The organism is Streptomyces sp. NPDC000880 (assembly GCF_053599675.1).
On record NZ_JBSFMS010000055.1, the window covers coordinates 16,247 to 41,080 of the forward strand.

General features: G+C 70.6%; 16 protein-coding genes and 8 pseudogenes. 7 read left to right on the plus strand and 17 right to left on the minus strand.

Annotated features, from left to right (window positions below; all coding sequences use genetic code 11):
* Nucleotides 1-12 precede the first annotated feature (12 nt).
* Nucleotides 13-1,506 (minus strand): DNA-binding protein NsdB, encoded by a 1,494-nt coding sequence (locus ACWDO5_RS19470; RefSeq protein ID WP_450531564.1) that lies wholly within the window; start codon nucleotides 1,504-1,506, stop codon nucleotides 13-15.
* A 232-nt stretch (nucleotides 1,507-1,738) separates the two neighbouring features.
* Here ACWDO5_RS19470 and ACWDO5_RS19475 point away from each other — a divergent pair, with 232 nt between their 5' ends.
* Nucleotides 1,739-2,860, plus strand: coding sequence for an aminoglycoside phosphotransferase family protein (locus ACWDO5_RS19475; RefSeq protein ID WP_450531565.1), 1,122 nt, complete (start codon nucleotides 1,739-1,741; stop codon nucleotides 2,858-2,860).
* Here the strand turns inward: ACWDO5_RS19475 and ACWDO5_RS19480 are convergent.
* A pseudogene (locus ACWDO5_RS19480) lies at nucleotides 2,830-3,363 on the minus strand (ATP-binding cassette domain-containing protein); the annotation flags it as partial. The gene ACWDO5_RS19475 and the pseudogene ACWDO5_RS19480 sit on opposite strands and share 31 nt — an antisense overlap.
* A gap of 123 nt (nucleotides 3,364-3,486) precedes the next feature.
* Here ACWDO5_RS19480 and ACWDO5_RS19485 point away from each other — a divergent pair.
* The 3 genes from ACWDO5_RS19485 (at nucleotide 3,487) to ACWDO5_RS19495 (ending at nucleotide 9,069) form a co-directional block, all read left to right on the plus strand.
* Nucleotides 3,487-4,425, plus strand: coding sequence for an ROK family protein (locus tag ACWDO5_RS19485; RefSeq protein WP_450531567.1), 939 nt, complete (start codon nucleotides 3,487-3,489; stop codon nucleotides 4,423-4,425).
* 310 nt (nucleotides 4,426-4,735) lie between these two features.
* Complete coding sequence (locus ACWDO5_RS19490) at nucleotides 4,736-6,655, plus strand: N-acetylmuramoyl-L-alanine amidase (protein ID WP_450531579.1); 1,920 nt, start codon at nucleotides 4,736-4,738, stop codon at nucleotides 6,653-6,655.
* A 185-nt stretch (nucleotides 6,656-6,840) separates the two neighbouring features.
* Nucleotides 6,841-9,069, plus strand: coding sequence for a terpene synthase family protein (locus ACWDO5_RS19495; protein WP_450531568.1), 2,229 nt, complete (start codon nucleotides 6,841-6,843; stop codon nucleotides 9,067-9,069).
* Here ACWDO5_RS19495 and ACWDO5_RS19500 read toward each other — a convergent pair.
* The 9 genes and pseudogenes from ACWDO5_RS19500 to ACWDO5_RS19540 form a co-directional block, all read right to left on the minus strand.
* Nucleotides 9,042-11,372 (minus strand): glycoside hydrolase family 95 protein, encoded by a 2,331-nt coding sequence (locus ACWDO5_RS19500; protein ID WP_450531580.1) that lies wholly within the window; start codon nucleotides 11,370-11,372, stop codon nucleotides 9,042-9,044. The two genes, ACWDO5_RS19495 and ACWDO5_RS19500, sit on opposite strands and share 28 nt — an antisense overlap.
* A 121-nt stretch (nucleotides 11,373-11,493) precedes the next feature.
* Nucleotides 11,494-11,994 (minus strand): hypothetical protein, encoded by a 501-nt coding sequence (locus ACWDO5_RS19505; protein ID WP_450531569.1) that lies wholly within the window; start codon nucleotides 11,992-11,994, stop codon nucleotides 11,494-11,496.
* A gap of 67 nt (nucleotides 11,995-12,061) precedes the next feature.
* A complete protein-coding gene (locus tag ACWDO5_RS19510) occupies nucleotides 12,062-12,283 on the minus strand; it encodes a hypothetical protein (protein WP_450531570.1) in 222 nt (73 codons plus the stop codon).
* A 166-nt stretch (nucleotides 12,284-12,449) separates the two neighbouring features.
* Nucleotides 12,450-12,797, minus strand: coding sequence for a hypothetical protein (locus ACWDO5_RS19515; RefSeq protein ID WP_450531571.1), 348 nt, complete (start codon nucleotides 12,795-12,797; stop codon nucleotides 12,450-12,452).
* A 315-nt stretch (nucleotides 12,798-13,112) separates the two neighbouring features.
* Nucleotides 13,113-13,355 (minus strand): DUF397 domain-containing protein, encoded by a 243-nt coding sequence (locus ACWDO5_RS19520; protein ID WP_307665273.1) that lies wholly within the window; start codon nucleotides 13,353-13,355, stop codon nucleotides 13,113-13,115.
* 160 nt (nucleotides 13,356-13,515) lie between these two features.
* A pseudogene (locus tag ACWDO5_RS19525) lies at nucleotides 13,516-13,838 on the minus strand (thiolase domain-containing protein); the annotation flags it as partial.
* Nucleotides 13,835-14,224: pseudogene (locus ACWDO5_RS19530) on the minus strand (lipid-transfer protein); the annotation flags it as partial. The pseudogenes ACWDO5_RS19525 and ACWDO5_RS19530, both read right to left, overlap by 4 nt.
* Nucleotides 14,225-14,227: 3 nt before the next feature.
* Nucleotides 14,228-14,353 (minus strand): annotated as a pseudogene (locus ACWDO5_RS19535) (DNA-binding protein); the annotation flags it as partial.
* Between the two features lie 49 nt (nucleotides 14,354-14,402).
* A pseudogene (locus ACWDO5_RS19540) lies at nucleotides 14,403-14,696 on the minus strand (enoyl-CoA hydratase-related protein); the annotation flags it as partial.
* Between the two features lie 6 nt (nucleotides 14,697-14,702).
* Here ACWDO5_RS19540 and ACWDO5_RS19545 point away from each other — a divergent pair.
* Nucleotides 14,703-15,189, plus strand: a pseudogene (locus ACWDO5_RS19545) (AMP-binding enzyme); the annotation flags it as partial.
* Nucleotides 15,190-15,199: 10 nt separating this feature from the next.
* Here the strand turns inward: ACWDO5_RS19545 and ACWDO5_RS19550 are convergent.
* A complete protein-coding gene (locus ACWDO5_RS19550) occupies nucleotides 15,200-15,736 on the minus strand; it encodes a VOC family protein (protein ID WP_450531572.1) in 537 nt (178 codons plus the stop codon).
* A 213-nt stretch (nucleotides 15,737-15,949) separates the two neighbouring features.
* Nucleotides 15,950-17,446 (minus strand): acyl-CoA synthetase, encoded by a 1,497-nt coding sequence (locus tag ACWDO5_RS19555; RefSeq protein ID WP_450531573.1) that lies wholly within the window; start codon nucleotides 17,444-17,446, stop codon nucleotides 15,950-15,952.
* 85 nt (nucleotides 17,447-17,531) lie between these two features.
* On the opposite strand from ACWDO5_RS19555, the pseudogene ACWDO5_RS19560 reads away from it, so the two are divergent.
* A pseudogene (locus tag ACWDO5_RS19560) lies at nucleotides 17,532-17,838 on the plus strand (penicillin acylase family protein); the annotation flags it as partial.
* Here ACWDO5_RS19560 and ACWDO5_RS19565 read toward each other — a convergent pair.
* A pseudogene (locus ACWDO5_RS19565) lies at nucleotides 17,832-18,143 on the minus strand (AMP-binding protein); the annotation flags it as partial. The pseudogenes ACWDO5_RS19560 and ACWDO5_RS19565 overlap by 7 nt on opposite strands.
* Nucleotides 18,144-18,270: 127 nt before the next feature.
* Here ACWDO5_RS19565 and ACWDO5_RS19570 point away from each other — a divergent pair.
* Nucleotides 18,271-20,115: a serine hydrolase gene (locus ACWDO5_RS19570; protein WP_450531574.1), complete on the plus strand. Its 1,845-nt coding sequence runs from the start codon at nucleotides 18,271-18,273 to the stop codon at nucleotides 20,113-20,115.
* A gap of 17 nt (nucleotides 20,116-20,132) precedes the next feature.
* Here ACWDO5_RS19570 and ACWDO5_RS19575 read toward each other — a convergent pair whose 3' ends face one another.
* The 3 genes from ACWDO5_RS19575 to ACWDO5_RS19585 are packed head-to-tail and all read right to left on the minus strand — an operon-like array spanning nucleotide 20,133 to nucleotide 24,776.
* On the minus strand, nucleotides 20,133-21,665 hold the full coding sequence (locus ACWDO5_RS19575) for a phytoene desaturase family protein (protein ID WP_450531575.1): 1,533 nt from the start codon (nucleotides 21,663-21,665) through the stop codon (nucleotides 20,133-20,135).
* A gap of 16 nt (nucleotides 21,666-21,681) precedes the next feature.
* Nucleotides 21,682-23,913, minus strand: a complete 2,232-nt coding sequence (locus ACWDO5_RS19580; protein WP_450531576.1) for a tetratricopeptide repeat protein — start codon at nucleotides 23,911-23,913, stop codon at nucleotides 21,682-21,684.
* The gene (locus ACWDO5_RS19585) at nucleotides 23,895-24,776 is read right to left on the minus strand and encodes an oxygenase MpaB family protein (protein WP_450531581.1); all 882 of its coding nucleotides are present in this window, start codon (nucleotides 24,774-24,776) and stop codon (nucleotides 23,895-23,897) included. Before ACWDO5_RS19585 ends, ACWDO5_RS19580 begins: the two co-directional genes overlap by 19 nt.
* Nucleotides 24,777-24,834: the final 58 nt, after the last annotated feature.

The following is a 24,834-nucleotide window of genomic DNA, read 5'->3' on the forward strand; positions in this document are numbered from 1 at the left end:
GCCGGGAAGCGGCTAGATCTCGGCGCTCCTCGACCTCCTCGAGGGGCTGTTGGGCAGGGCCAGCTGGATTTCCTCGCGCAGATCCTGGATCTTTGCGTATTCCGCGTAGTGCCCGGTCAGCCGGTACATCTCCCGCAGCCTGTCCCACGTCCGGTGCGAGGAGGTCTCCCCCATCGAGACGAGCGCCAACCTTGCGTAGCGGTCGGCCTGTTCGGGGTCGTCGGCGATGAAGCACGCCGATGCCAGTGAGATGTAGTCGAAGATCTTCGAGCGTTGCCGGCCGCCCTCACGCAGCTCCAGCGCCTGTTTGGCGTGGTTCTGTGCGGTGACGGCTGCCCCCGGGTCGTGTTCGGCGAGGGTGCGGTACGCCAGTGCCTCCATGCCGTGCAGATCCGCCTCGTCGAACATCTGCATCCAGCACGGCGGGGGCACATCGCCCTTGTCCGAGACGAACAGGTCCTCGGCCTTGCCGAGGGTGCGGCGCATGGCCTGGCCGCGCCCCATGGAGGCCTGGGCCCAGGCCTCGATGGTGTACAGCATCGCCTGGGTGCGCGGCAGGGTCTGTTCACCCGAGCCGGATTTGGCGAGCTTCATCAGGTCCAGGGCGTCGTCGGGACGGCCCAAATGGACCATCTGCCGGGCGGCGCGGGAGAGTGCTTCGCCGGCGCGCGGGCGGTCGCCGCCCTCGCGTGCCGCGTGGGCGGCGATGACGAAGTACTTCTGGGCGGTGGGTTCGAGGCCGACGTCGTGGGACATCCAGCCGGCGAGTACCGCGAGGTTGGCGGCGACGCCCCACAGGCGGCGCTGGAGATGGTCGGGGTGGCGGTAGGCGAGCATGCCGCCCACCTCATTGAGCTGCCCCACAACGGCCTTGCGCTGGAGCCCGCCGCCGCGGGCGGCGTCCCAGGCGCGGAACACTTCGACGGAACGCTCCAGTGCCTCGATCTCCTGCGATCCGATGGGGGCGGCCTCATAGCGGTCGAACCCAGCGGCGTCGGCGTGCAGGGGATTCTCGATACGGGGGGCGTCGTGGGCGAGTGCGGGGTCGGTGTGCAGCCAGTCGTGCATGGCGCTGCTGAGTGCGGAGCCTGCGGCGAGCGCGGCGCCCGCGCCCACCAAGCCGCGTCGGTTGAGCATGAGGTCCATTCCCGTGAATTCGGTGAGGACCGCCGCCGTCCGTTCGGGCGCCCACGGAAGGCCGTCAGGATTGTCTGTTCCCTGGACGTCCTGCCGCTTCCCCGCTCGCCCGATCCGTACGAACCCGAGGTCCTCGATGGTCACGACACGACCGAGTCGCTCGGTGAACAGAGCTGCCAGCACTCGCGGCACGGGATCGCGCGGGGTCTCCCCCATGTCGATCCAACGCCGCACCCGCGAGGTGTCGGTCGCCAGCTGTGGGTGGCCCATGGCCGCCGCCTGCCGGTTCACGAGTCTGGCGAGTTCCCCCTTGGACCAACCGGCCAGGCCGAACAGGTCGCAGAGGCGGGTGTTGGGTTCTCCGGTCACGTCAAGCCCCCAGGTTCTCGGCTGAGTTGACAGTAACCCCCTGTCAGATGCGTGGCGACTATTCGCCAGGGTTCGCCAGGGTGCGCCAGATGGTGTGCCACCCGCGGCCGGGTGTGACGTAGGAACGCGCCACCTCGGCCCGGCAGTCGGACGCATTCCCCAGGGTGTTGACCGGCTGCCGGGGCGGGGCCGCGTATGCATCTGTCGGCACACGAAGGGATCTGTCACCCCCATGTACACAGCATCGTCCTCCGTGTCCGCCCCGTACCGGCCGCAGCGCTCCGCCACCCCGGCTGGTACCGGGCCGTATCTCGACCCCACTCACGCCGGTCGGGCTCGACGGCCGGCGGGGACGGTCGGCCAACCCCTCAGCGGGAGAATCGACTTGTCCGGCCCTCAGGGCGCGCAGCTGCGCATGGCTGTCGCGTCGGTGCACCGCATCTGTCCGGAGTTCAATCCGGTGCAGGTGCTGCGCCGCAGCGGACGCTCCGTACTGCTCGTCGGCACGACAGGACGTACGACAGCGGTCGCCAAGTGCTTGCTGGACCACTCACCCGCGTGGGCCGAGCGGCTCCGCCACGAAATAGCTGCCTATCGCGCCTTCGTCCGGCACCGCCCACCAGTGCGGGTCCCACGGCTGATCGCCGCGGATCCCGAAAACTGCACGCTGGTGATCGAGCGGATGCCGGGCCGGGCGGCTGCCCTTGCACGGCACCCGGTCGATGCTCCGCCCCGTGCCGATGTTCGGACCGCCCTCGGCGCGATCGCCCGGCTCAACTCCTGGCGGCCGCCGGCCGGGATGTTCGATGCGCCACTGGACTATGCCTCGCGGATCTCCCGCTATCACGAGTTGGGACTGTTCACCGACCGTGACCTCGGGGATCTTCAGAAGCTGCTGCACGGTCTGGCGTACGCGGGCGGTAGGCAGGGAATGGGGCAGTTCTGTCACGGCGACGCGCTGCTCTCCAACATCCTGTTGTCGCCCACCGGTCCTGTGCTGGTCGACTGGGAGCACGCGGGCTGGTATCTGCCGGGCTACGACCTGGCGACGCTGTGGGCGGTGCTGGGGGACGCGCCGGTGGCGCGCCGGCAGATCAGCCAGCTGGCGCAGCAGGCGGGAACGGCGGCGCGGGACGCGTTCCTGGTGAATCTGATGATGGTGCTGACCCGGGAGATCCGTACCTACGAGACGGCTGTCCAGCGGACGATTCGGGAAGCGCCCCCTGTGGGCGGCGGCCAGGCTGCGTCCGGCGGTCTGTCGGCCGGTGAGGAACAGCGGCTGCTGCTGAGGCGGCTGCACGACGACTGCGCACTGGCCCGGCGGGCCGTGCGTGCGGCGGTCGGCACTCGCTGACCGGCCTCCACAGAGGGGGAAGCGCGCTGCGCGCCCAGTGCCGACACACTGGGCGCGCAGCGCTCTGTGGTGCTCCGGCGCACCTCGGTGACCAGGGCGATGCCGGCGCGAATCGCCTCGCGCGGACGGGCTGGCCGCAGCTGCCTGCCGCCGACGGTCATGGTGCCCGCGGTGAAGGGCGCAGCGCCGAACAGAGCGCGGGCGAGCGAGGTGCGTCCTGAGCCCTGGAGGCCTGCGACGCCGACGACTTCGCCCGCCCGCAGGGTCAGGTCGATGCCGCCGATGCGCGCGTTCGAGCCGCCGGTGACGGTGAGCCGCTCGGGGCCGATCTCCTCGGGGCGGGTGCGCGGCGGGTAGTACGCGGTCAGCTCCCGGCCGACCATGGCGCGTACGACATCGTCGGCGTCGGTGTCCTTGGTACGGAGTGTGGTGACGCGGCGGCCGTCCTTGAGGACGGTGATGCGCTGCGACAGGTCGAAGACCTCGCGCAGCCGGTGCGAAAGGCGAGTGGACGCGCTCATCGCGCACGGCTTTGTCGACGAGACGGCGGCCGAGGCCGGCGCTTCGACCGGCGGCCGTCCGCCGCGCAGGCTCCACTGCGCACCCGTGAGCACGCCGTCGCCGGGGTGGACCTCGGCGCGTCGCACTGCCGGGTGGCGCTGATGGACATCGGCGCGGCAACGCTGGCGACGAAGGAGGACCCGCTGTCGATCGCGGACGGCCCGGAGTCCGTACTGCGCCATGTGGAGCGCACGCTGCACACGCTGCTGGAGGAGGCGGGCCGGGACCCGGGGACGCTGCGCTCCATCGGCGTGGGGGTGCCGGGCCCCGTGGAGTTCTCCACCGGCGGCCCGGTCGATCCCCCGATCATGCCGGGGTGGCACCAGTACCCGATCCCGGAGTTCTTCGCCTCGCGAATCTCGGTGCGTGCCCTGGTCGACAACGATGTGAATGTGATGGCGCTGGCCGAGCAGCGCCGCGCCTTCCCGGACACCCGCTATCTGCTCTACATCAAGGTCGGTACGGGCATCGGCTGCGGCATCGTCGCGGACGGCCGGCTGCACCGGGGCGCGCAGGGCTGCGCCGGCGACATCGGCCATATCCGGGCCGGGGACCAGGAGGAGCCGTGCCGCTGCGGCAACTCCGGCTGTCTGGAGGCGGTCGCGGGCGGCGCGGCGCTCGCGGCACGCCTCGCCGGGCTGGGTCTGGACGGCGCGTCGGGCAGCGATGTCGTACGCCTGGTGAAGTCGGGCAACCGGGACGCGGTGCGCATGGTGCGCGAGGCGGGGCGCGCGGTCGGAGAGGTGCTGGCGAGCCTGGTGAACTTCTTCAACCCGGACACGGTGGTGCTCGGCGGCGCGCTGGCCGCCGTGCACGACCAGTTGCTCGCGGGCGTACGGGAAGCGGTCTACCGGCGTTCGCATCCGCTGGCCACCCATGTGCTGCGGATCGAGCCGAGCCGCACGGGCGAGGACGCGGCGGCGCTCGGAGCCGGAATCCTGGCGATCGAGCACGCCCTGTCCCCCGCCCAGGTGGACCGGCAGCTGGCGCGAGCGGCTTCGTGAGCCACCGGTCCAGCGGGATCGCCCGGCCGGAGCCGAGACGCCGTCAACAGGCGGCAACATCGGTTACGTATACGGTTATTGGTCCATCCCACTGACGCGCCGCAGGCCCGCGCCCTTTCACCACGAACTCCGCCACCCCCGTGCTGACGTGCGAAATTCTTGCCGCTGACGCTGATTGACGGATCGTCCGGGAGCCGATACCCCTGTAGTCGTGTCAGGCCCCGCAGGCCCCGTCGCGCACCACCCGTCCCTGGAGGCTGCCTTGCAAGGATCCGCGTCCGTACGACCGAGAAGCGCCCGTCGGCGCATGATGAGGGCAGGGGGCGCGGTGGCGTCGGCCGCTCTGCTGCTGCCACTGGTCTCGGCCGGTCCGTCGGCCACGGCCGAACAGCGCTCGACCGGCTCGCTGCAGCGTGACTTCGCCGCTGCCGCGGCCCGGTACGGAGTACCGCAGAGCGTGCTGCTCGGCGTCTCCTATCTGCAGTCGCGCTGGGACGCGCACGGGGGCGCGGCGAGCGTCACGGGCGGCTACGGGCCGATGCATCTCACCGACGCCAGGACCGCACTCGCCGAGGCGCCGCACCATTCGCACGGCATCGAGGACGCACGCGGCGACGACGCGCGTCCGGCGCGGAACACCGCCGAGGCCGAGCTGCCCGAACCGTCCGAACTACCGGAACGGCTGCGGACGTTGGACCGGGCAGCCGAGCTGTCCGGCTACACCGCCGAGCAGCTGCGCGACAACCCGGCCGCCAATGTGCACGGCGGCGCCGCCCTGCTCGCGGGCGCGCAGCAGGGGCTCGGCCGGCCGCTGAGCGAGGATCCGGCCGACTGGTACGGCGCGGTGGCGCGCTTCTCCGGGGCCGACGACACGGCGACCGCGACGACGTACGCCAACGATGTCTTCGACGTGATCCGCACGGGCGAATCGCGCATCACGGACAGCGGCCAGCAAGTCGCGCTCGCGGGTGACCCGGCCGTGGCCCCCGATCCGGCGCAGGCGGCGCCGCTCGGGCTGCGGACGGCCGACGCGGGGAAGACGGAGTGCCCGCGGACGGTGGCCTGCGAGTGGATCCCCGCGCCGTACGAGGAGTTCGGCGAGGGCGACTACGGCAACCACGACCTGGCGGCCCGGCCCGCGTCCCAGTCGGTGAAGTACATCGTCATTCATGACACCGAGGGCTCCTGGGACACCACCCTGAAGCTGGTGCAGGATCCGACGTATGTGTCGTGGCAGTACACCCTGCGGTCCTCGGACGGTCACATCGCCCAGCACGTTCCCCTCAAGGACGTGGCCTGGCACGCCGGCAACTGGTATGTGAACGCCAAGTCGGTGGGCCTGGAGCACGAGGGCTTCCTGGCCTCGCCGGATGCCTGGTACACGGAGGCGATGTACCGCACCTCCGCCCGGCTGGTGAGGTACCTGGCGCAGCGGTACGACATCCCGCTGGACCGCCAGCACATCCTCGGGCACGACAATGTGCCGGGCACGACCGCCGCGACGATCCGCGGGATGCACACCGACCCCGGCCCGTACTGGGACTGGGCGCACTACTTCCAGCTGATCGGCAAGCCGTTCACGCCGACCGCGGGCCCGGGCAGCGGTGTGGTGACGATCCGTCCCGACTACGGGCAGAACCAGCCGGTCTACACAGGCTGTGTGAAGCCCGGTCAGGCATGCGTGCCGCACGGCTCGGCCGCGGTCCGGCTGTACACCGCGCCAGCCGAGGACGCCCCCCTGGTCGAGGACATCGGGCTGCGTCCGGGCGGCGACTCCACGACCGGTGTCAACGATACCGGTGCGCGTGCCTCGACCGGCCAGCAGTATGCGGTCGCCGGGCGCGAGGGGGATTGGACGGCGATCTGGTACCTGGGGCAGAAGGCGTGGTTCCACAACCCGCGCACGCAGCCGACGGCGGTGGGCGCCCGGGGCTTGGTGCTCACTGCGAAGGACGGCGCTACGGAGATCCCGGTGTACGGACGGGCCTACCCGGAGGCGCCGGCGTACCCCGCCGGCGTCCCGGTGCAGGCGATCTCGCCGCTGCCGTACAAGCTGCTCGCCGGCCAGAGGTACGTGGTCGGCGACCGGACGCCGGGCGAGTACCTGTACGCGACGACGTTCGACACGGCTGGACACCGGGTGGTGCGCGGCAAGGAGCCGTACTACGAGATCCAGTTCGGGCACCGGGTCGCCTTTGTGAAGGCGTCCGACGTGCGCGTACTGAGCTAGGCCCTGGCCGGGCAGTCGCGGTGCGCCACCGTTCGTGGGGTCCGGTGGCGCACCATCCATCCTTTGTGGGCTCGTGTGACTATTTGCGGTGGGGCGTGGGCCATACAGGCGACGGGTAGGGCTGGCCCGTCCACGACCTGTCCGCGCCCCCGAGCGCGGATGCTCACCGAAAGGCCCTGGCGCACATGGCACAGCCCTTCGTACTGCCTGACTTCTACATCCCGTATCCGGCGCGGCTCAATCCGCACGTCGAACAGGCGCGGCGGCACACCAAGGAGTGGGCACGCCGGATGGGGATGCTGGAAGCCTCCGGCATCTGGGAGGAGAGCGACCTCGACGCGCACGACTACGCCCTGCTGTGCGCATACACCCACCCTGACTGCGACGCCGACACCCTCTGTCTTGTCACCGACTGGTATGTGTGGGTCTTCTTCTTCGACGACCACTTCCTGGAGATCTTCAAGCGCTCCCAGGACCGCGATGGTGGCAAGGCATACCTGGACCGGCTGCCGGCCTTCATGCCGATGGACCTGGCGGAGGGCACGCCAGAGCCCACCAATCCGGTCGAGGCGGGACTGGCCGATCTGTGGGCGCGGACCGTGCCGAGCATGTCCGACGCCTGGCGGGTGCGGTTCGCCGAGGCCACGAAGAATCTCCTGAACGAGTCCCTCTGGGAGCTGTCCAACATCAACGAGGGGCGTATCGCCAACCCCGTCGAGTACATCGAGATGCGTCGCAAGGTCGGCGGCGCGCCGTGGTCGGCGGGGCTGGTGGAGTACGCGGCGCGGGCCGAAGTCCCACAATCCGTCGCGGACTCCCGGCCGCTGCGTGTCCTGCGGGACGCCTTCGCCGACGGTGTGCATCTGCGCAACGACCTCTTCTCGTACCAGCGTGAGGTCGAGGACGAGCGCGAGAACAGCAATGGCGTACTGGTCCTGGAGACCTTTTTGAGCTGTACGGCGCAGGAGGCCGCCGAAGCCGTCAATGACCTGCTGACGTCACGGCTCCAGCAGTTCGAGAACACCTTCTTCACCGAACTGGGCCCGCTCTGCGCCGAGCGGGGCCTCGACCCGGCCGAGACCGCCGCGGTACTGACCTATGTGAAGGGCCTTCAGGACTGGCAGTCCGGCGGCCACGAGTGGCACATGCGCTCCAGCCGCTACATGAACGAGGACGCGCACACCGGCCCCGGGCTCGCCGGCGACGGCTTCGGGATGGCAGCGGCCTCCATCCGGCACACTCCCCGCGCGGAGGCAGCCCGGTGGCGCAGCCACACGCATGTCCCGCACCAGCGGGTCGGGCCGTCCCAACTGCCTGAATTCGAGATGCCGTTCCCGACCACGCTCAGTCCCCATCTGGAGGGTTCGCGGGTCCGGACCGTCGAATGGACACGCCGGACGGGCATGCTGGAGGCCCAGCCGGGTCTGGCCGGCTCGCACATCTGGGACGAGCGGAAGGTGGCGGGCTTCGACTTCCCGCTCTGCGCGGCGGGGCTCCACCCGGAGGCCACGCCCGACGAGCTCGATCTGTCGTCGCAGTGGCTGACCTGGGGGACGTACGGGGACGATCTCTTTCCCGCGGCGTATGGACGCACCCGCGATCTGGCCGGGGCACGGGCCGCCAATGAGCGGCTGTCGTTGTTCATGCCGGTGGACGGCTCACCGGCGCCGGAGCCTTCGAGCGCGATGGAGCGCGGACTGGACGATCTGTGGCAGCGCACGGCGGGCCCCATGTGCGAAAGGGACCGGCGCGCGTTCCGCGAGTCCGTGGAGGTCATGACGGCGGCGTGGCTGTGGGAGCTGGCCAACCAGGCGCAGCACCGCATCCCGGACCCGGTGGACTACATCGAGATGCGGCGCCACACCTTCGGTGCGGACATGACGACGAGGCTGTGCCGGATCGGGCACGGCGAGGTGCCGGAAGAGGTCTACCTCACCGGTCCCGTCCGCTCACTGGAGAACGCGGCCGTCGACTATGCCACGCTCCTCAACGACCTCTTCTCGTACCAGAAGGAGATCGAGTACGAAGGCGAGGTGCACAACGCGGTTCTGGTGGTGCAGAACTTCTTCGGCGTCGACTACCCGACGGGAGTGGCGATCGTCGCCGACCTGATGAACTCGCGGATGCGCCAGTTCCAGCACATCGCCGCGCATGAACTGCCCCAGATGTATGACGATCTGGATCTCGACGAGGGGACGCGGACGATCCTCGACGGTTATGTCCATGAGCTGGAGAACTGGATGTCCGCTATCCTGACCTGGCACCGCGACTGCAAGCGCTACCGCGAGGAGGACCTGCGGGCCGGCAGCGCTGCCCCGTGGCGTCTGAACATCCCCACGGGGCTGGGCACTTCGGCGGCCCGTGTCGTGTCACTCATGGCGCAGACTCAGTCGTCCGCCGCCGTCAGCACGTAGCGCCTTCCGGCCTGGACCTTCAGCACCTTCTCGCCGCCCGTGAACAGGCTGGACCGGAGGGTGAGTTGGCCCTTGCGCTCCGCTGTGAGGACTATGCGGCGGGCCGTGCCGCCCGACCAGGCGATGTCGAGCGTCGCGGCCCCGCGGGCCCGCAGTCCGCGGACTTCACCGTCGGGCCAGGAGGCGGGCAGCGCGGGCAGGATCTCGATCGCGCCATGCTGGCTCTGCAGAAGCATCTCCGCGATACCGGACGTGGCGCCGAAGTTGCCGTCGATCTGGAACGGCGGGTGGGTGTCCCAGAGGTTGGGCAGGGTGGAGCTCTTCAGCTGCTCGGAGAGCATCTTGTGGGCGTGGTCGCCGTCGTGCAGCCGCGCCCAGAAATTGATCTTCCAGGCTTTGGACCAGCCGGTGCCGCCGTCGCCGCGCGCGGTGAGTGACACCTTGGCGGCCTCGGCCCAGGCGCTGCCCGGTTCGATCTGACGGCCGGGGTGAAGGCCGTAGAGATGTGAGACATGGCGATGGGTGTCGGTGCGTGAGTCGAGGTCCGCCTTCCACTCCTGGAGCTGGCCCCAGGAGCCGATGCGCAGTCCGGGGTCAAGCTTGGCGAGGGCGTCTTCGAGGCGGCGGCGGAATGCGGGGTTGTCGCCGAGGGTCCGAGCAGCCTCCAGCGTGTTGGTGAACAGATCGTGGACGATCTGCTGGGACATCGCCGCGCCCGCCGTGAAGTCGCCGTGCTCGGGCGAGTAGCTGGGAGTGACGACGAGCAGTCCGTCTCGGGGATCGGTGCGCAGATTGGCCAGCCAGAACTCCGCGGCCTCCTTCATCACCGGGTAGGCAGTGGAGCGCAGGTAGGCGGTGGAGCCGCTGAAGCGGTAGTGGTCGTACAGCTGCTGAGTGAGCCAGGCGGCGGCCTCCGGGAACCAGAAGGACGTCGCCCAGTTATGGACGCCGGTGAAGCCGTAGGGGTTGGTCTCGTTGTGGACGACCCAGCCACCGGTGGAGAAGATCTCCTGCGCGGTACGCCGCCCGGGAGCGCGCATTGCCTCGACGTAGGCGTCGTAGGGGGCGGTCGTCTCGGCGAGGTTGGTGACCTCGGCGAGCCAGTAGTTCATCTGGAGGTTGATGTTGACGTGGTAGTCCGCCGACCAGGGCGGGTTGGTCGTGTTGTTCCATACGCCCTGGAGGTTCGCGGGCAGGGAGCCGGCGCGCGACGAGGCGATGAGCAGATAGCGGCCGTACTGGAAGAACAGCGCCTCCAGTGCCCGGTCGGCGGGGGTGGTTCCGCCCGTGTACTGGGCGAGGAGACGGTCGGTGGGCAGCTCGGGGAGCCGCTGGCCGATGTCGAGCGTAACCCGGTCGAAGAGCGCGCGGTGGTCGCGCACATGATCGGCGCGCAGTGCCGCATACGAGCGGGCGGCTGCCCCGTCGACGGCGCCGGTGACGGCGTGGTGGGGGTCGGCTCCCCGGTAGTGGGGGTAGGTGCCGGCGTAGTCGGTGCCCGCGGCGAGGACGAACCACGCACTGTCGGCGCCGCTCACGGTGAGGGTGCCGTCCGCCCCCGCGGTGACGGTGCCGCCGTCGGTACGCACCCGGATCTGGGTCTCGAACCGCAGCCCGTTGTCCTGGAGCGCTCCCTTGACGGTGAGCCGGTCGCCGGCCGCCACGGCGTTGAAGTCCTGGCGCGGCGAGGTGTAGCGAAGGGTGAAGCCGACTTTTCCGGGCTGGTCGGCCGAGAACCGTCCGGCGATGACCTTGCCGGGGTAGGAGGCGAAGAACTCCCTGGTGTAGGCGGTGCCTTGGTGGGTGTAGGCGACGGTGGCCACGGCCGTGCCGATGTCGAGGGCACGCCGGTAGGAGCCGTCGGGGGCCGAGGGTGCGCCGGGCACGGCCAGCTCCAGATGCCCGAGGACCTGGTAGGCGCCGAAGCCGTGCTTCGGCTGGCCGAGCTCGGCCGCGACGGCCTCCGGGGTGACAGACCCCTGGGCGTCGAGTTGCTCCTGCACGGAGGCAAGGGCGCCGGGTCGGGGTGCGGTCCAGTTGCCGTGGTCGTACCCCTGCGCAGAGCCGGGCCCGCCGGTCCACAGGGTCTTCTCGTTGAGGGTGAGCCGCTCGGCAGCGAGGGTGCCGTGCACACTCGCGCCGAGCGCCCCGGAGCCGATGGGGAGTGTCTCGCGTTCCCAGTCGGCTGCGGGGGCTCCGTACCAGAGCGTCAATTCATCGGAGGTGTTGGCCGCCGCCGCTTCGCCTGCCAGCGCCGGAACTCCCAGCATCAGAGCGCCGGTTGCACCGATGGCGGACTTCATCGTGGTTCTTCGACTGATCTCCGGAGTCATGTCCAGCACGTTAAAAGTCCGATGACTGATTTGACAAGGCGCATGACAAATTTGCCGCGGGACGCGGTGAAGCCGTACGGGGACGAGAGTGTCAGTCCTGCTGGAAGAGCTCCGCGGGCAGCGGCTTGAGCAGCGCGTACAGATCGTCGGTGATCGGCCGGTCCCAGCTGGCGATGGTCACCAGGACATTGTCGCTGCGGTCGAACTGCACGCAGGAGATACGGCTTTCGGAGAGCTTGAGGCGACGCACGATCAGCAGGTTGTCGCCCTGCATCACCGGCATGTCCTCGACGTCCACGACCTCGACCGGCTCGTCGTTGTCCAGCGCCAGCAGCAACTGGGCCACCTCGAAGGGGACCTGTCCGTCCTCGAGCTCGCGGGCCGGCGAACCCTCCGGCAGATTGCCGATGATCATCGCCGGGCCGCGGCCGCCGAACAGGTCGTACCGCAGGAAGACGCCCTGGCAGGTGCCGTCCGGGGCGGGCAGCAGACCGGCGCCGAGATTGCCGGGCCAGTCCCCCGGGTCCATGGCGAGGACATCGAAGTCCGGGCCCGCGGGTGTGGCGGCGCTACGGCGGCGGAGGAACGACATACCGCCATGGTACGTGTCCGGGCGGGCCCGGCCGAGCCGGGGCCCGGAGCCTCCTGGACGCCGCCGGTCACCGTCCACGGCCGCCGTCCCGGGCCACGGCCAGGGCCTCACTGGCCTCCGCCAGGCCTGCCTCGTCGGTGCCCGCCTTCCGGTGGACGGCGAAGAGCAACCTCGTCACGGCCTGTTCGTCGAGGTGGAGGGAAGGCGCCAGCGACGGCGGCCCTGTCGCGGCCAGTTCGGCCTCGCGCTCGAAGAGACGACGTCTGGTTCTGCCGGCGCGTCGCGTCATGGTGCACCCCCACGGCCGGGGCGTACGCCCGGCACGGTGAAGGGGCTGCCGGACGGACGTCCTCGAGGCACCTCAGGGTACGCCCGCCCGGCCCCGTGCGAACCCCTCCGGCGAGAGGGGATTGTCCGGATCGGTCAGCGGGAGCGGCTGTTCCCACTCCCGCTCGTCACGCCGATGTCTGGGTCGTACCGATCCCGGGGGCGGCCGAGCCGTTGATCTTCTCTATGGCCTGCCGGGCGTGCTCACCTGGAGTACGGGCAGTCAGGGACGACACGGACGAGGGCACACCGTGCTGGTTCCGGTCGGCTGGGGGCCTCGCGTGTCCGGCGGTCCGCGTGCGCAGCCGGTCGCTCGCGGCCTCGTCGAGGGTCACCGGGCGCTGCATCTGGGCAGCCAGCCGGCCCGCCTCCTGCCCCAGCGCGGCAATGTCCTCCCACTGCAGACGGAGCACCAGACGGAGTTCGGCCTCCCCGTCCGGGAGGGCCTGGAGAGGAGGATTGACGGGGTCATTCATGGCTGGATCCTCACGGTCTCGGAACGGAATCTCGCGGGAACGCTGCGCACCCGTGTTGCCGGGGTGCGCAGAGTGATACGGGAAACCGCCCCGGCGTGTTCAACGGGCGCCGCGACGCCGAGACTCTCGGGCGAGGCGGTGCGGAGCCGTTCGTAGCTGCGCGGGCGAGAGCGGCGGTCACGACGTCGCGCTCCGGATGATGAGGGCAAGATCGAGTACTGGAGGATGAGCGGGCCGCGGGTTCCAGGCACTGCCGATCACGCCCACTGCCTTGCAGTGCGCGGGACACCCGCGACCCCAGAGGCCGCTTCGGCGTCAGGTGAGGTCGAACTCCCCGTCGCGGGCGTTCAGGACGAAGGCGCGCCACTCGGCCGGGGTGAAGATCAGCGACGGACTCTCCGGCCGTCCGCCGTTGCGCATGGCGATGAACCCCTCGACGAAGGCGATCTGGACGTCTCCCGTTCCCTGGCTGCTGGACTGCCAGTCGGCGTTGCTGAGGTCGAGTTCCGGCTTGTCCCAGCCCGAAAACCTTTGCCTGGTGGTCGTGCTCTCGGCCACGTCCGTGCTCCTCCCGCATCGGCTCCGGGGCTCAGACTAGCGATCGTCTCCGGTTGCGGACAGGCCGCGGAAGAAGGACCGCGACCTGTTCGGCGCCATATGCCGTACGGCGGACGGTCAGGTGGAGGGCGGCCTCGGCGAACCGGATCATGCCGGAGGCGGTGCTGTGCACGCGGGCCGCGACCAGGTTGGAGGCGACGAGCGCGGTGGAGCCGCCGACCGAGCCGGCGGTGTGAACGCGCAGCATCGGTTGTCCACGGCGCCCAGCGCGTCGGCGAGACAGAGCTCCGGCATCATCAGGCCCTCGAAGAAGTCCGGTGCCTTGCCGATGACGACGGCGTCGATGTCCGACCAGGTCAGGTCCGCGTCCTGAAGAGCCCGCCCGGCGGCCTCACGGACCAGTCCCGCGATGGAGACGTCCCGGCGGGCGGCGACATGCTTGGTCTGGCCGATGCCGACGACGGCCAGGGGCTGCTTGCTCATGACTCTCCCTCGAGGACGGCGACCAGGTTCTGCTGGAGGCAGGGCCCGGAGGTGGCGTGGGCGAGCGCCCGGTCGGACTCGCCGCGGTGGATGCGAGCGGCGGCCTCGCCGAGGCGGATCAGGCCCGCAGCCATGACCGGGTTGGCGGCTAGCACTCCGCCGGACGGGTTGACCCTCACCCTGTCATCGAGCTTGAGGGCTGCTCGCAGGACTCCTTCCTGCGAGCTGAAGGGGGCCTGCAGCTCGGCGGTGTCGACGGGCCTTTCGAAGGCTCCGGCGCGTTCGGCGGCGAGCCGGGTGGACCGCGAGTCGGTGAGGTCGCGGACGCCGAGGCTGTGCGGTTCGATGCGGTGGTCCATGCCGCGGATCCAGGCGGGGCGGTCGCACGCGCCGAGGACCCTGCGCTCGCGCAGGCCGGTGAGGAACGCGGACTGGACGGGGCCGAGGGAGCGGGTGAAGGGGAACTCGACGACGAGGGGGGCGCGCAGCGTCTGGCGGGCGGGGGCGGCGGTCATGGGCGGGGCCCTTTCTTGTGGGGGTCGACGAAAGTGCGGGCGGCGGCACCGCTGCGCGGGGCGTTCCCGTAACTCGCGTACGCGGGATCTGGCGCTGCAGCCGTACCGTCGAGCCGCCGATCGGGAAGAGTCCGCGCTTGACCTCGAACAGGCCGAATGTGGCACTCTCGCCCGCGACCCGGATGTCAGCGCCTTGCAGGATCTCGGTCCCGCCGGCCACGCAGTACCCCTCTACCGCGGCGATCACCGGCTTGCGGGGCCGGTGGTGGCGCAGCATCGCCTTCCAGTGGAGGTCGGGGTCGGCCTTCAGCCGGTCCCCGTACTGCTCGCCCTCCATACCCTTAAGGCGGGCGAGCCCGGCCGGATCGCCCAGCGCGGGCGCGTGCCCCTCGGCTACTACAACGACCCCAAGACGACCGGCCGAGACTCCGGCGCGGCGACGAGCGGTGGGTGCTGCTCGGCGACATGGCCACGGTCGACGAGGAGGGCATCGTCACCGTCCTCGGCCGCGGCTCGCAGTGCATCAACACAGGCGGCGAGAAGGTGTATCCGGAGGAGTCGAGCAGGCGCTCAAGTCCCATCCGGACGTGTACGACGCGCTGGTCGCCGGTGTGCCGGACAGTAAGTGGGGCAACCATGTGGCGGCCGTGGTGCAGGTGCGCGGGGGCGCGCTCACGCCGACGCTGGACGACATCCAGTCGCACTGCCGCAGCCGGCTGGCCGGCTACAAGATCCCGCGGCAGCTGGTGATCGCACCAGAGATCCAGCGCTCGCCCAGCGGCAAGGCGGACTACCGCTGGGCGCGTACGGTCGCGACCCAGTCGGCCGCACAGTGACGCTCCGGGGTCAGTCCTCGCCGTCGACCGGCCCGATGATGCGCTCGCCGTTGAAGACGCCGAGCCGCTCACGGTAGAGCTCGAGCGGAACGCCGTTGGGGTCGCGGATGTAGAGGCTGTCCTCGACACCCCGGTCCGGTCCCAGATAGTCGGCGCCCGCCTCGTCCAGCGCCTTGCGGGCCGCGTCGAACTCTGCCGCCCCCACCGAGAGAGCGAGGTGCTGCACCCCGCCGATCGTCTCGGTGATGGGCGGGTGTTCGTGGCCGGGGAAGTCGAAGAAGCCGAGCAGATTGCCGTGGCCGATGTCGAAGAAGAAGTGGGTCGAGCCGCGGTAGTCGCGGTTCTCCACGATCTCGACCAGCGGGAAGCCCAGGAACTCCTGGTAGAAGCGAATGGTTTCCTCTACGTCACGGCAGATGAAGGCCACGTGGTGGATGCCCCGGGCGGTGGCCGGGGACCGGTCGGACATCGGGCGCAGATAGCGCTGCCGCAGCTCCTCCCTGCGGGCGAGGACGGCGTCGAGTTCGGCTCCCTCGGGCTGAGGCATCGCGGACTCCTTCTCGGAGGTTGTTTGGCGGGTTTCAACTTCTACCCCGCATCATCCACTCTCGCGCTCGCCTCACCGGGCAGGGAATGCGACAACCGTAGGCAGGCACCAATCCGGATCGCCGACCCGGCAGACCGGATCGTCGAACCAGGGCAAGTGCCTCAGCCGAGACGCTCGAGCGGTCGGTGGGCAAGATCAAGCGGATCGTGGATCTCAGGACGAAGTGAAGCGGTCCCTCAGCTCGCGCTTGAGGATCTTGCCGCTGGCGTTGCGCGGCAGCTCGTCCACGAACAGGACCTTTTTCGGGGCCTTGAAGTGCGCGAGCTTCTCGCGTGCGTGGTCGATGAGTTCGGCCTCGCTGACCTCGCCGCGTGCCACGACGACAGCGGTGACCGCCTCGATCCAGCGGTCGTCAGGAAGGCCGATGACGGCGGTCTCGGCGACGGCGGGATGGGTGTAAAGGGCGTCCTCGACCTGTCGTGAAGCGATCAGCACTCCCCCGGAGTTGATGACATCCTTCACCCGGTCGACGACGGTGTAGTACCCCTCGGCGTCGCGGACCACCAGGTCTCCGGAGTGGAACCAGCCGTCACGGAAAGCCTCCTTCGACTCCTCCGGCTTGTCCCAGTAGCCTTCGCACAACTGCGGTGACCGGTACACGACTTCGCCCGCAGTCCCGTCCGGTACCTCTTCCCCGTTCTCGCCGAGGACCTTGGCCTCGACATGGCGCACCGGCCTTCCGCAGGAGTCCATCCGGCCGTCGTGCTCGTCGGGTCCCAGCACGGTCGCGAGCGGGCCGATCTCGCTCTGCCCGAAGCAGTTGTAGAACGCCAGCCCCGGCAGCCGTTCGTGGAGTCTTTCGAGCACGGGCACCGGCATGATGGAGGCGCCGTAGTACGCCTTGCGCAGCGCGCTCAGGTCGCGGGTGGCGAACTCGGAGTGGTTCGCGAGACCGATCCACACGGTCGGCGGGGCGAAGAGGCTGTCGGCGCGTCCCGCCTCGACCAGGTCGAAGACCGTCACCGCGTCGGGCGCGTCGATGATGGTGTTCTCCGCGCCCACCGCCAGATACGGCAGCAGGAACACATGCATCTGGGCGGAGTGGTAGAGCGGCAGCGAGTGGACGGGCCGGTCGCTCTGCCGGAGGTCGAGGGCCTCGATCGCGCTGTCGTACTCGTGGGCCAGCGCCCGGTGCGTCATCATCGCGCCCTTGGGCAGCGCGGTGGTTCCGGAGGTGTAGAGCAGTTGCACCAGGTCGCGGGCGTCCCGGTCGGGGTCGTACGACTGGGGAGTGCCCAGCGCCGCGAGCAGCGAGTCGTCGGCGTTGCGCAGGGTTCGTACGGCCATGTCGTCGGGGATCCGCGGGACGAGATCCGGGTCGGCCAGCACCAGCGAACTCCCCGACTGGCGAAGGATGTACGCGAGGTCGTCGCCGGTGAGGTTGTGGTTCACGGGTACGTGCACAAGCCCGGCGCGGGCGCATGCCAGGAAGGCGATCAGGTAGGCGTCGGAGTTGTGGCCGTAGGCGGCGACGCGGTCGTACTGGCCCAGTCCGTGGGCGGTCAGGACCGCGGCGGTGGTGGACACGGCGGCGTCCAGTTCGGCATACGTCCAGGACCGGTCGCGGTACCGCACTGCGGTGCGGTCGGGGGTGCGCTGTGCGCTGCCGCGCACGATTCCGTCGACTGTGCTGTTGCGTACACCTGTCATGGCGCGATCCTGGGCGGCGCCGAGGCGACGGTCAAGACCTCGGATACCGAACGGGATGTTGACACCGTTCGCCTCGGCTGACTGCATGGACCAACCAGCCTTCACCGCAGTCCCGTTGGGAGGCACGTTACTCTTCCGCACCCGCCTGAGACACCTTGCGCTGACCGGCGCGGCGCTCGCCACCGTGGTGGCCGCGCTGCCGCCCGCCACGGCGGCTGACAGCCGCGAACGGCATCTGTCCGGCGGTGGTCTGTCCGCCGTCATCCGCTACGCCGTACATGGCATCCCGCACATCGTCGCCGGCAACTACGCGAGTCTCGGCTTCGGCACCGGCTGGGCGCAGGCCGCCGATCAGGTGTGCGGTCCTCGCCGACGGGTTCGTCACGGGCCGGCCGGTGGTGCCCGAGGTGTAGTTCATGACCCAGCCGAGCGAACGGTCGGCGGGCACCGACTCCGGCTGTCCGTCAAGGAGTTCGGCGTACGGGCGAAAGCCCGGGACACTGCCCACGGCATAGCGGGGGGCGGGCAGCTTGGCCTCGTCTGCGGCCGCGGTGGCCGCTTCGGCGAACCGCTCGTGCGCGATGAGCACCTTGGCCCCCGAGTCGCCGACGATCCACGCGATCTCGGGGCCGACGAGGTGGTGGTTGACGGGGACGAGGTAGAGGCCGGCCTGGGAGGCGGCGAGGTAGGCGGTGAAGCGTTGGCGAGCAGTTTATCGGGTAGCCGAAGGCGACGTCGTTGGGGTGGTTGACAGCACCCGGGCCCGGCAAGAAAGTTTCATTGCCGTGTCAGATCCCGAAAGATACTTTCAGGAAGGGTTCCGGATGACAGAGGACGCAGCGGGCAGAGGGATCAGCCGCCGGAGGCTGGGCAGCGGAGTACTGGCGCTGGGCGGGGCGCTCGCGCTGGCGCCGATCCCCTTCGCGGAGGCGGCGTCGGGCTCGGGTTCAGGATCAGGATCAGGTTCGGCTTCGGGGTCGGGCAGCGCCTCGGGGGTCGAAAGCGGATCCGGGCGGCCGACTCTGCGACGCGGCTCCGCCGAGCGGGCCGGGCTGATCCCCGGCCATCTGGACCGACTCGTCGCCGACGCCGAGAAGTTCCTCGCGCCCTCCCCCAAACACCCGTGGTACGCGGGAGCTGTGCTGCTCGCGGGGCGCGGCGGCACGGTGGCGCTGCACCGCCCCATCGGCAAGGCCGTGCGCTACGCGGCGTACGACGAGAAGACCGACACGGGCGTGGAGTTCCCGGCCGACCGGCAGATCTCGATGGCCGAGGACACCGTCTTCGATCTGGCGTCGGTCTCCAAGCTGTTCACCTCGATCCTCGCCGTGCAGCAGATCGAGCGGGGCACGCTGGAGCTGGAGGCCACCGTCGCCTCCTACCTCCCCAACTTCGGGGGCGCGGGCAAGCAGGACATCACCGTGCGCCAGCTGCTGACCCACACCTCCGGGTTCCGCGCCTGGATTCCGCTGTACAAGGAGCCGACGCGGGAGGGGAAGCTCCGGCTGTTGTGGAACGAGGCCCCGGCCAGCGCTCCCGGCACCAAATACCTCTACTCCGACCTCAATCTGATCTCGCTGCAACTGATCCTGGAGGAGATCACCGGTCACTCTCTGGATGTGCTGCTCCAGAGCGAGATCACTGCTCCGCTCGGGATGCACCGCACTCGCTTCAACCCACCCGCCTCCTGGAAGCCGAAGATGGCGGCCACCGAGGACGCCCGGCTGCCCTGGTCGGGCCTGGACCGCGGACTGGTCTGGGGCGAGGTGCACGACGAGAACGCGTACAGCTTCGGCGGCGTCGCAGGCCACGCCGGCGTCTTCTCCTGCGCCTGGGACCTCGCGATCCTCGCCCGTACCCTTCTCAGCGGCGGTGTCTACGGACGGTCCCGCATCCTGCGCCCGGCGTCCGTGGAGCTGATGTTCACCGACTTCAACACCGCCTTCCCCGGCGACGAACACGGCCTCGGCTTCGAGCTCTACCAGCACTGGTACATGGGTGCGATGGCCACACCCCGCACCGCCGGCCACACCGGCTTCACCGGCACCAGCCTGGTCCTCGACCCGACCACCGACTCCTTCCTGATCGTGCTCGGCAACTCCGTTCACCCGGTGCGCAGTTGGCGCTCCGGCAGCGCCCCGCGCGTCGCCGCCGCCAACAACATGGCCCGCGCCGTGGCCGTCCGGCCCGCGCACGGACGGACCGCCTGGTTCTCCGGCATGGCGGGCTCCACATCCGCGACGCTCACCCTGCCCGCGCTCGCACTCGCCTCGGAGCAGGCGCGGCTGCGGTGTTCGCTCTGGTGGGACACCGAGCCGGGTTCGGACGCCCTGTTCCTTGAAGCGTCGGCGGACGACGGGGCGACCTGGAAGGCAGTGCCGTTCACCACCGTGCGCAAGTCGGCGGAGCCGCAGCCGCACCCATCGGGGTCGGTGACCGGCTGGTCAGGGCGTGTCTGGCAGCTGCTGACCGCGGATCTCTCCGCGTGGTGCGGCGGCGCGAAGGTGCGGCTGCGCTGGCGGTATACGACCGACCAGCTCTATGTGGGCCGCGGGGTGTACGTGGACGGCCTGCGCGTCGAGGACCGCGGGCATCCGGTCTTCGACGAGGCCAGGCCCGGCGACGCCGCCATGATCGAGGCCAACGGCTGGGCGGCGTCCCGGGACTGACTCTCGTCAGCGACAGGTCACCGGCCGAGCGCCGCCATCGCGGCGTTGTGTCCCGGCACCCCGCTGACCCCGCCGCCCCGGACGGCGCCCGCCCCGCACAGCAGCACATTGGCGTGCGCCGTCTCGACGCCCCACCGGCCCGTGGACTCGGTGGCGTAGGGGAAGGCGAGATCGCGGTGGAAGATATGGCCGCCGGGCAGCCGCAGCTCCCGTTCGAGATCGAGCGGCGTCTTCGCCTCGATGCAGGGCTCGCCGTGCTCGTCGAGTGCGAGGCAGTCGGCGATCGGCTCGTCCAGGTGGGCGTCCAGCTCGGCGAGGGTGGCGGCCAGCAGTTCGGTGCGCGCCGCGTCGTTGTCGGCGGCGCAGAGGCGGGCCGGGGTGTGCAGTCCGAAGAGGGTCAGCGTCTGGTAGCCCTGCGCCGCGAGCTCCGGACCGAGGATCGACGGGTCGGTCAGCGAGTGGCAGTAGATCTCGGACGGCGGCGCGCTGGGCAGCCGTCCCTCGGCAGCCTCCCGGTACGCGGTCGCCAACTGCCCGTATCCCTCGGAGACATGGAACGTCCCGGAGAATGCGTCGTGCGGGTCGACGGAGCGGTCGCGCAGCCGCGGCAGTCGGCGCAGCAGCATATTGACCTTGAGCTGGGCGCCCTCCGCGGGAGCGGGAGGCTCCTCGCCGAGCAGCGCGGCCAGTTCCTGGGGCGAGGCGTTCACCAGCACCTGTCGGGCCGCGACCGTGCCCGCTGCGCCGGGCGTTCGGAAGGTGATCTCGGACCGTTCGTCGTCGGTCTCGATCCGGGTCGCCTCGTGCCGCACCACGATCTCCGCGCCCGCGTCCCGCGCAGCCGCCGCAAGTGCGTCTGTCAGCGCGCCCATGCCGCCCACCGGCACGTCCCAGTCCCCCGTGCCGCCGCCGATCACGTGGTACAAGAAGCACCGGTTCTGGATCAGCGACGGGTCATGGGCGTCGGCGAAGGTGCCGATCAGGGCGTCGGTCAGCACCACGCCGCGTACGAGATCGTCGGCGAACCGCTTCTCGATGGCCACGCCGATCGGCTCTTCGAAGAGCGTCCGCCACGCCGTCTCGTCGTCGATGCGCGCACGCAGCGCCTCGCGCGTCGGCAGCGGCTCGGTAAGGGTGGGGAACACCCGCCCGGCGACCCGGCCGGTCATCCCGTAGAACTCCTGCCAGGACGCGTACTCCCGCTCCCCACCGGTGAGCCGGGCGAACGACTCCCGGGTGCGGTCCCCGCCGACGAGCAGACCGCCGCTGCCCTTCGGGGTGTACGAGGAGACAGTGCGTTTGCGGACGGTGAAGTTCAACCCCAGCTCGCGCACGATCTTGTCCGGGAGCAGCGACACGAGGTAGGAGTAGCGCGAGAGCCGGGCGTCGACCCCCTCGAAGGGGCGGGTGGAGACGGCCGCTCCGCCGGTGTTTCCACGGCGTTCCAGGACGAGGACGGAGCGTCCGGCGCGGGCGAGGTAGGCGGCGGCGACCAGGCCGTTGTGGCCGCCGCCGACGATCACGACGTCGTACGAAGTGTGTGCGGGCATGGCCGGACCCTAACCGCTATCGGCCCTGCGCGCCCCGCTGCTGCCGCAGCGCCGCCACCCGCCGGTACAGCTCCACCGCCTCGGCGTGCCTGCCGAGCTGCTCCAGACAGTGCGCTTCATCATTGCGGCTGGCCAGCGCGTCGGGGTGGTCCGTGCCGAGCACCCGCTCGCGGGCCTCGGCGACCTGGCCGTAGACGGTCAGCGCGTCCGCCCAGCGGCCCAGCCAGCCGAGGCCCACGGCGACTTCCCGGCGGCTGACGAGGGTGTCGGGGTGGTCTGCGCCAAGGACCCGCTCGCGCAGGGCGCACACGTCGCGCGCCTCGGCCAGGGCCTCGTCCCAGCGGGCGAGCCGGCCGAGATTCACCCCGAGGCCGTGTCGGGCGCGCAGCGTCTCGGGGTCGTCGGGCCCGTGGACGCGAGTGCGGTCGTCGACCAGGTCGCGGTACAGCTCCAGGGCCTCCGCGCTGCGGCCGAGCCGGCCGAGGCTGATGCCGACCTCGTAGCGGGCGGCGAGGGTGTCGGGGTGGTCTGCGCCCAGTGCCCGAGCGCGCGCGACGGCCACTTCCCGGTAGGTCTGCAGCGCCTCGGTCCAGCGCCCCAACTGGCCAAGTGCGTACGCGACTTCGTACCGCGTGACCAGGGTGTCGGGGTGCTCGGCGCCGAGCACCCGGGCGCGCGCGGCCACGACGTCGTACGCCATCCGGTAGGAGTCCTCGAGCCGTCCCAGCCTGCTGAGGTTGAAGGCGAGGTTGTGCCGGCAGCGCAGGGTGTCTGGGTGGTCGTGGCCAACGGTGCGCTCGCGGGAGTCCAGAACCGCGGCGTACACCTCGTGGGCCTCGAAGTGCCGTGCGAGCTGGCCGAGGACGTACGCCATCTCCTGGCGGGCGGCGAGCGTCTCGGGGTGGTCTGCGCCCATGGTCCGCTCGCGCCCCTCCGCGACCCGGCCGAACTCCCGCAGGGCATCGGCGGCGCGCCCGGTCCTGCTCAGCGTGAAGCCGACCTCGTAGTGGCTGGCCAGGGTGTCCGGGTGGTCGGGGCCCAGGGCGTGCTCGCGCTCGGCGGCGACCGCGCGGTGCACTTCGCCGGCCTCCTCCCAGCGGCCGAGCCGGCCGAGGCTGAGGCCCGCGTTGTGACGGCCGGCGAGGACGGCGAGCAGTTCGGGCGGCGGCGTGGGGCGCTCGGGCCTGGCCCGGGGCGGCAGGAGCGGGCCGCCGCGCGGATAGGTGTGCGTGGTCCACTCGCCGGTCAGCCCCGCGGTGTGGTCGGGCAGGGCGGGCCGCAGCAGGGAGGTGCCGGTCGCCTTGTGGCCGGTGGTCATGCCACGGGTCCAGGACGGCAGCCGCGGCTCGCGCGAGGGCGGCTGCTCGGGGCGGGTCCCGGGCACGATGGAGTGCGCCTGGCGCGCGGCGGCGCCGATCCGTCGGCGCAGGTCCTTGGCGTCGGTGGGCCGCGCCTCGGGGGTCTTGGCGAGCAGGTCGAGGACGATCCGCTGGAAGTACTCGGGTATCTCGGACCGGTGGGTGCGAAGCGGCTGCGGCGGGGTGTCGCGGTGGCCGACGAGCACCGCCCAGGCGTCGTCGTGGTCGAAGGGCGGGGCGCCGGTGGCGATCTCGTACAGCACACAGCCCAGTGAGTACAGATCGCTGCGATGGTCGACATGGCTGCCGCTGATCTGCTCGGGCGACATGTAGTGCGGGGTGCCCATGGCGATGCCGGTGCCGGTGAGCCTGGACGTGAAGCCGATGTCCGCGCCGAGGCGGGCGATGCCGAAGTCACAGATCTTCACCGCGCCGTCGGTGAGCCGCATGATGTTGGCGGGCTTCAGGTCACGGTGGACGATGCCCTGTTCATGGGTGTAAGCGAGCGCGTCGGCGATCTGCTCGGCGATGTCGACGATATCGGGCACCGGCAGCGGATACCGTTTGTTCTCCTCCAGCAGCTGGCTGAGATTGCGGCCCTCCAGCAGCTCCATGACGAGGTAGAGCACTCCCTCGTGTTCGCCGAAGTCGTGGACGACTGTCACCCCGCGGTGCTGGAGTGCCGCGGCGACCCGCGCCTCGCGCCTGAAACGCTCCCGCAGCACCCGGGTGAAGTCCTGGTCGTGCTGGGGTCCCAGCGGCTTGAGGCACTTGACCGCGACGCGCCGCCCGAGGGACTCGTCGCGGGCCCGCCACACCTCGCCCATGCCCCCGCGCCCGATGACGTCGAGCAGCCGGTAGCGGCCTTGGATCAGCCTGGATTCCGCCATCGCGTGCTGTCGCCCCCGTCGCTGAGCTGCGCCCTCCTCGGCCCGTCCAGTATGGCCTCCTGTCTGCGGAGTTTGTACGGGGCAGGGCGGGCGCCGGAGCCGAGTCGCGCCATCGCTTTCAAGATGTGACCTGGCGGCAGTTGCCAGCGCAGGCGGGAAGGAATGCAGCGCAGCAGGTTGCCCGTTGCGATGAGTTGATGCGTGACGCCTTCGGGGGCGGGGGCTGGTCTGCCGTACAGCTCATGGGCGTAAGGGGGCAGCGCGTTGTACGCGAGTGCGGCCACGCGCCGCCACAGCAGGTCGCGCGCCGGGGCGAGCAGAGGGTTGATGGGCGGCCGTTGCAGGAAGTCGTCGACGTCGTATGCCTCGGGTCCGGCGGCGAGCTCGGGACGCACCCGGTCGAAGTAGGCGGCGAGCTCCCCGGCGGATGCGGGCACCTCGGCCGGGTCGAGGCCGACCAGGCGTGCGCTTTCGCGCTGTTCGGCGAGGTAGCGGTCGGCCTGGGCGTCGCTGAGCGGGATGCCCGAGCGGCGCCCGACGTCGAGATACGAGCCGACCTCGGCGCAGTGCACCCACAGCAGCAGCTCCGGCTCGTCGACGCCGTAGCGCTCGCCCGTGACGGGGTCGGTGGCCCCGAGGTGGGTGTGGATGCGGCGGACCCGGGTGCCCGCCTTCTCCGCGGCTTCGCTGGTGCCGTAGGTGATGGTGCCGACGAAGTTCGCGGTGCGCAGGAGACGGCCCCAGGCGTCCTTTCTGAAGTCGCTGTTCTGTATGACTCCGCGGACGGCGCGGGGGTGCAGCGCCTGGAGGTACAGCGCGCGCACCCCGGCATCCAGCCGCGCCGTCACCGCCGAGCGCGGCACCGACCCCTGCCCCGGATCCTGGAGGTGTACGCGGGAGTCCAGCGAGCCACTGCGCTCG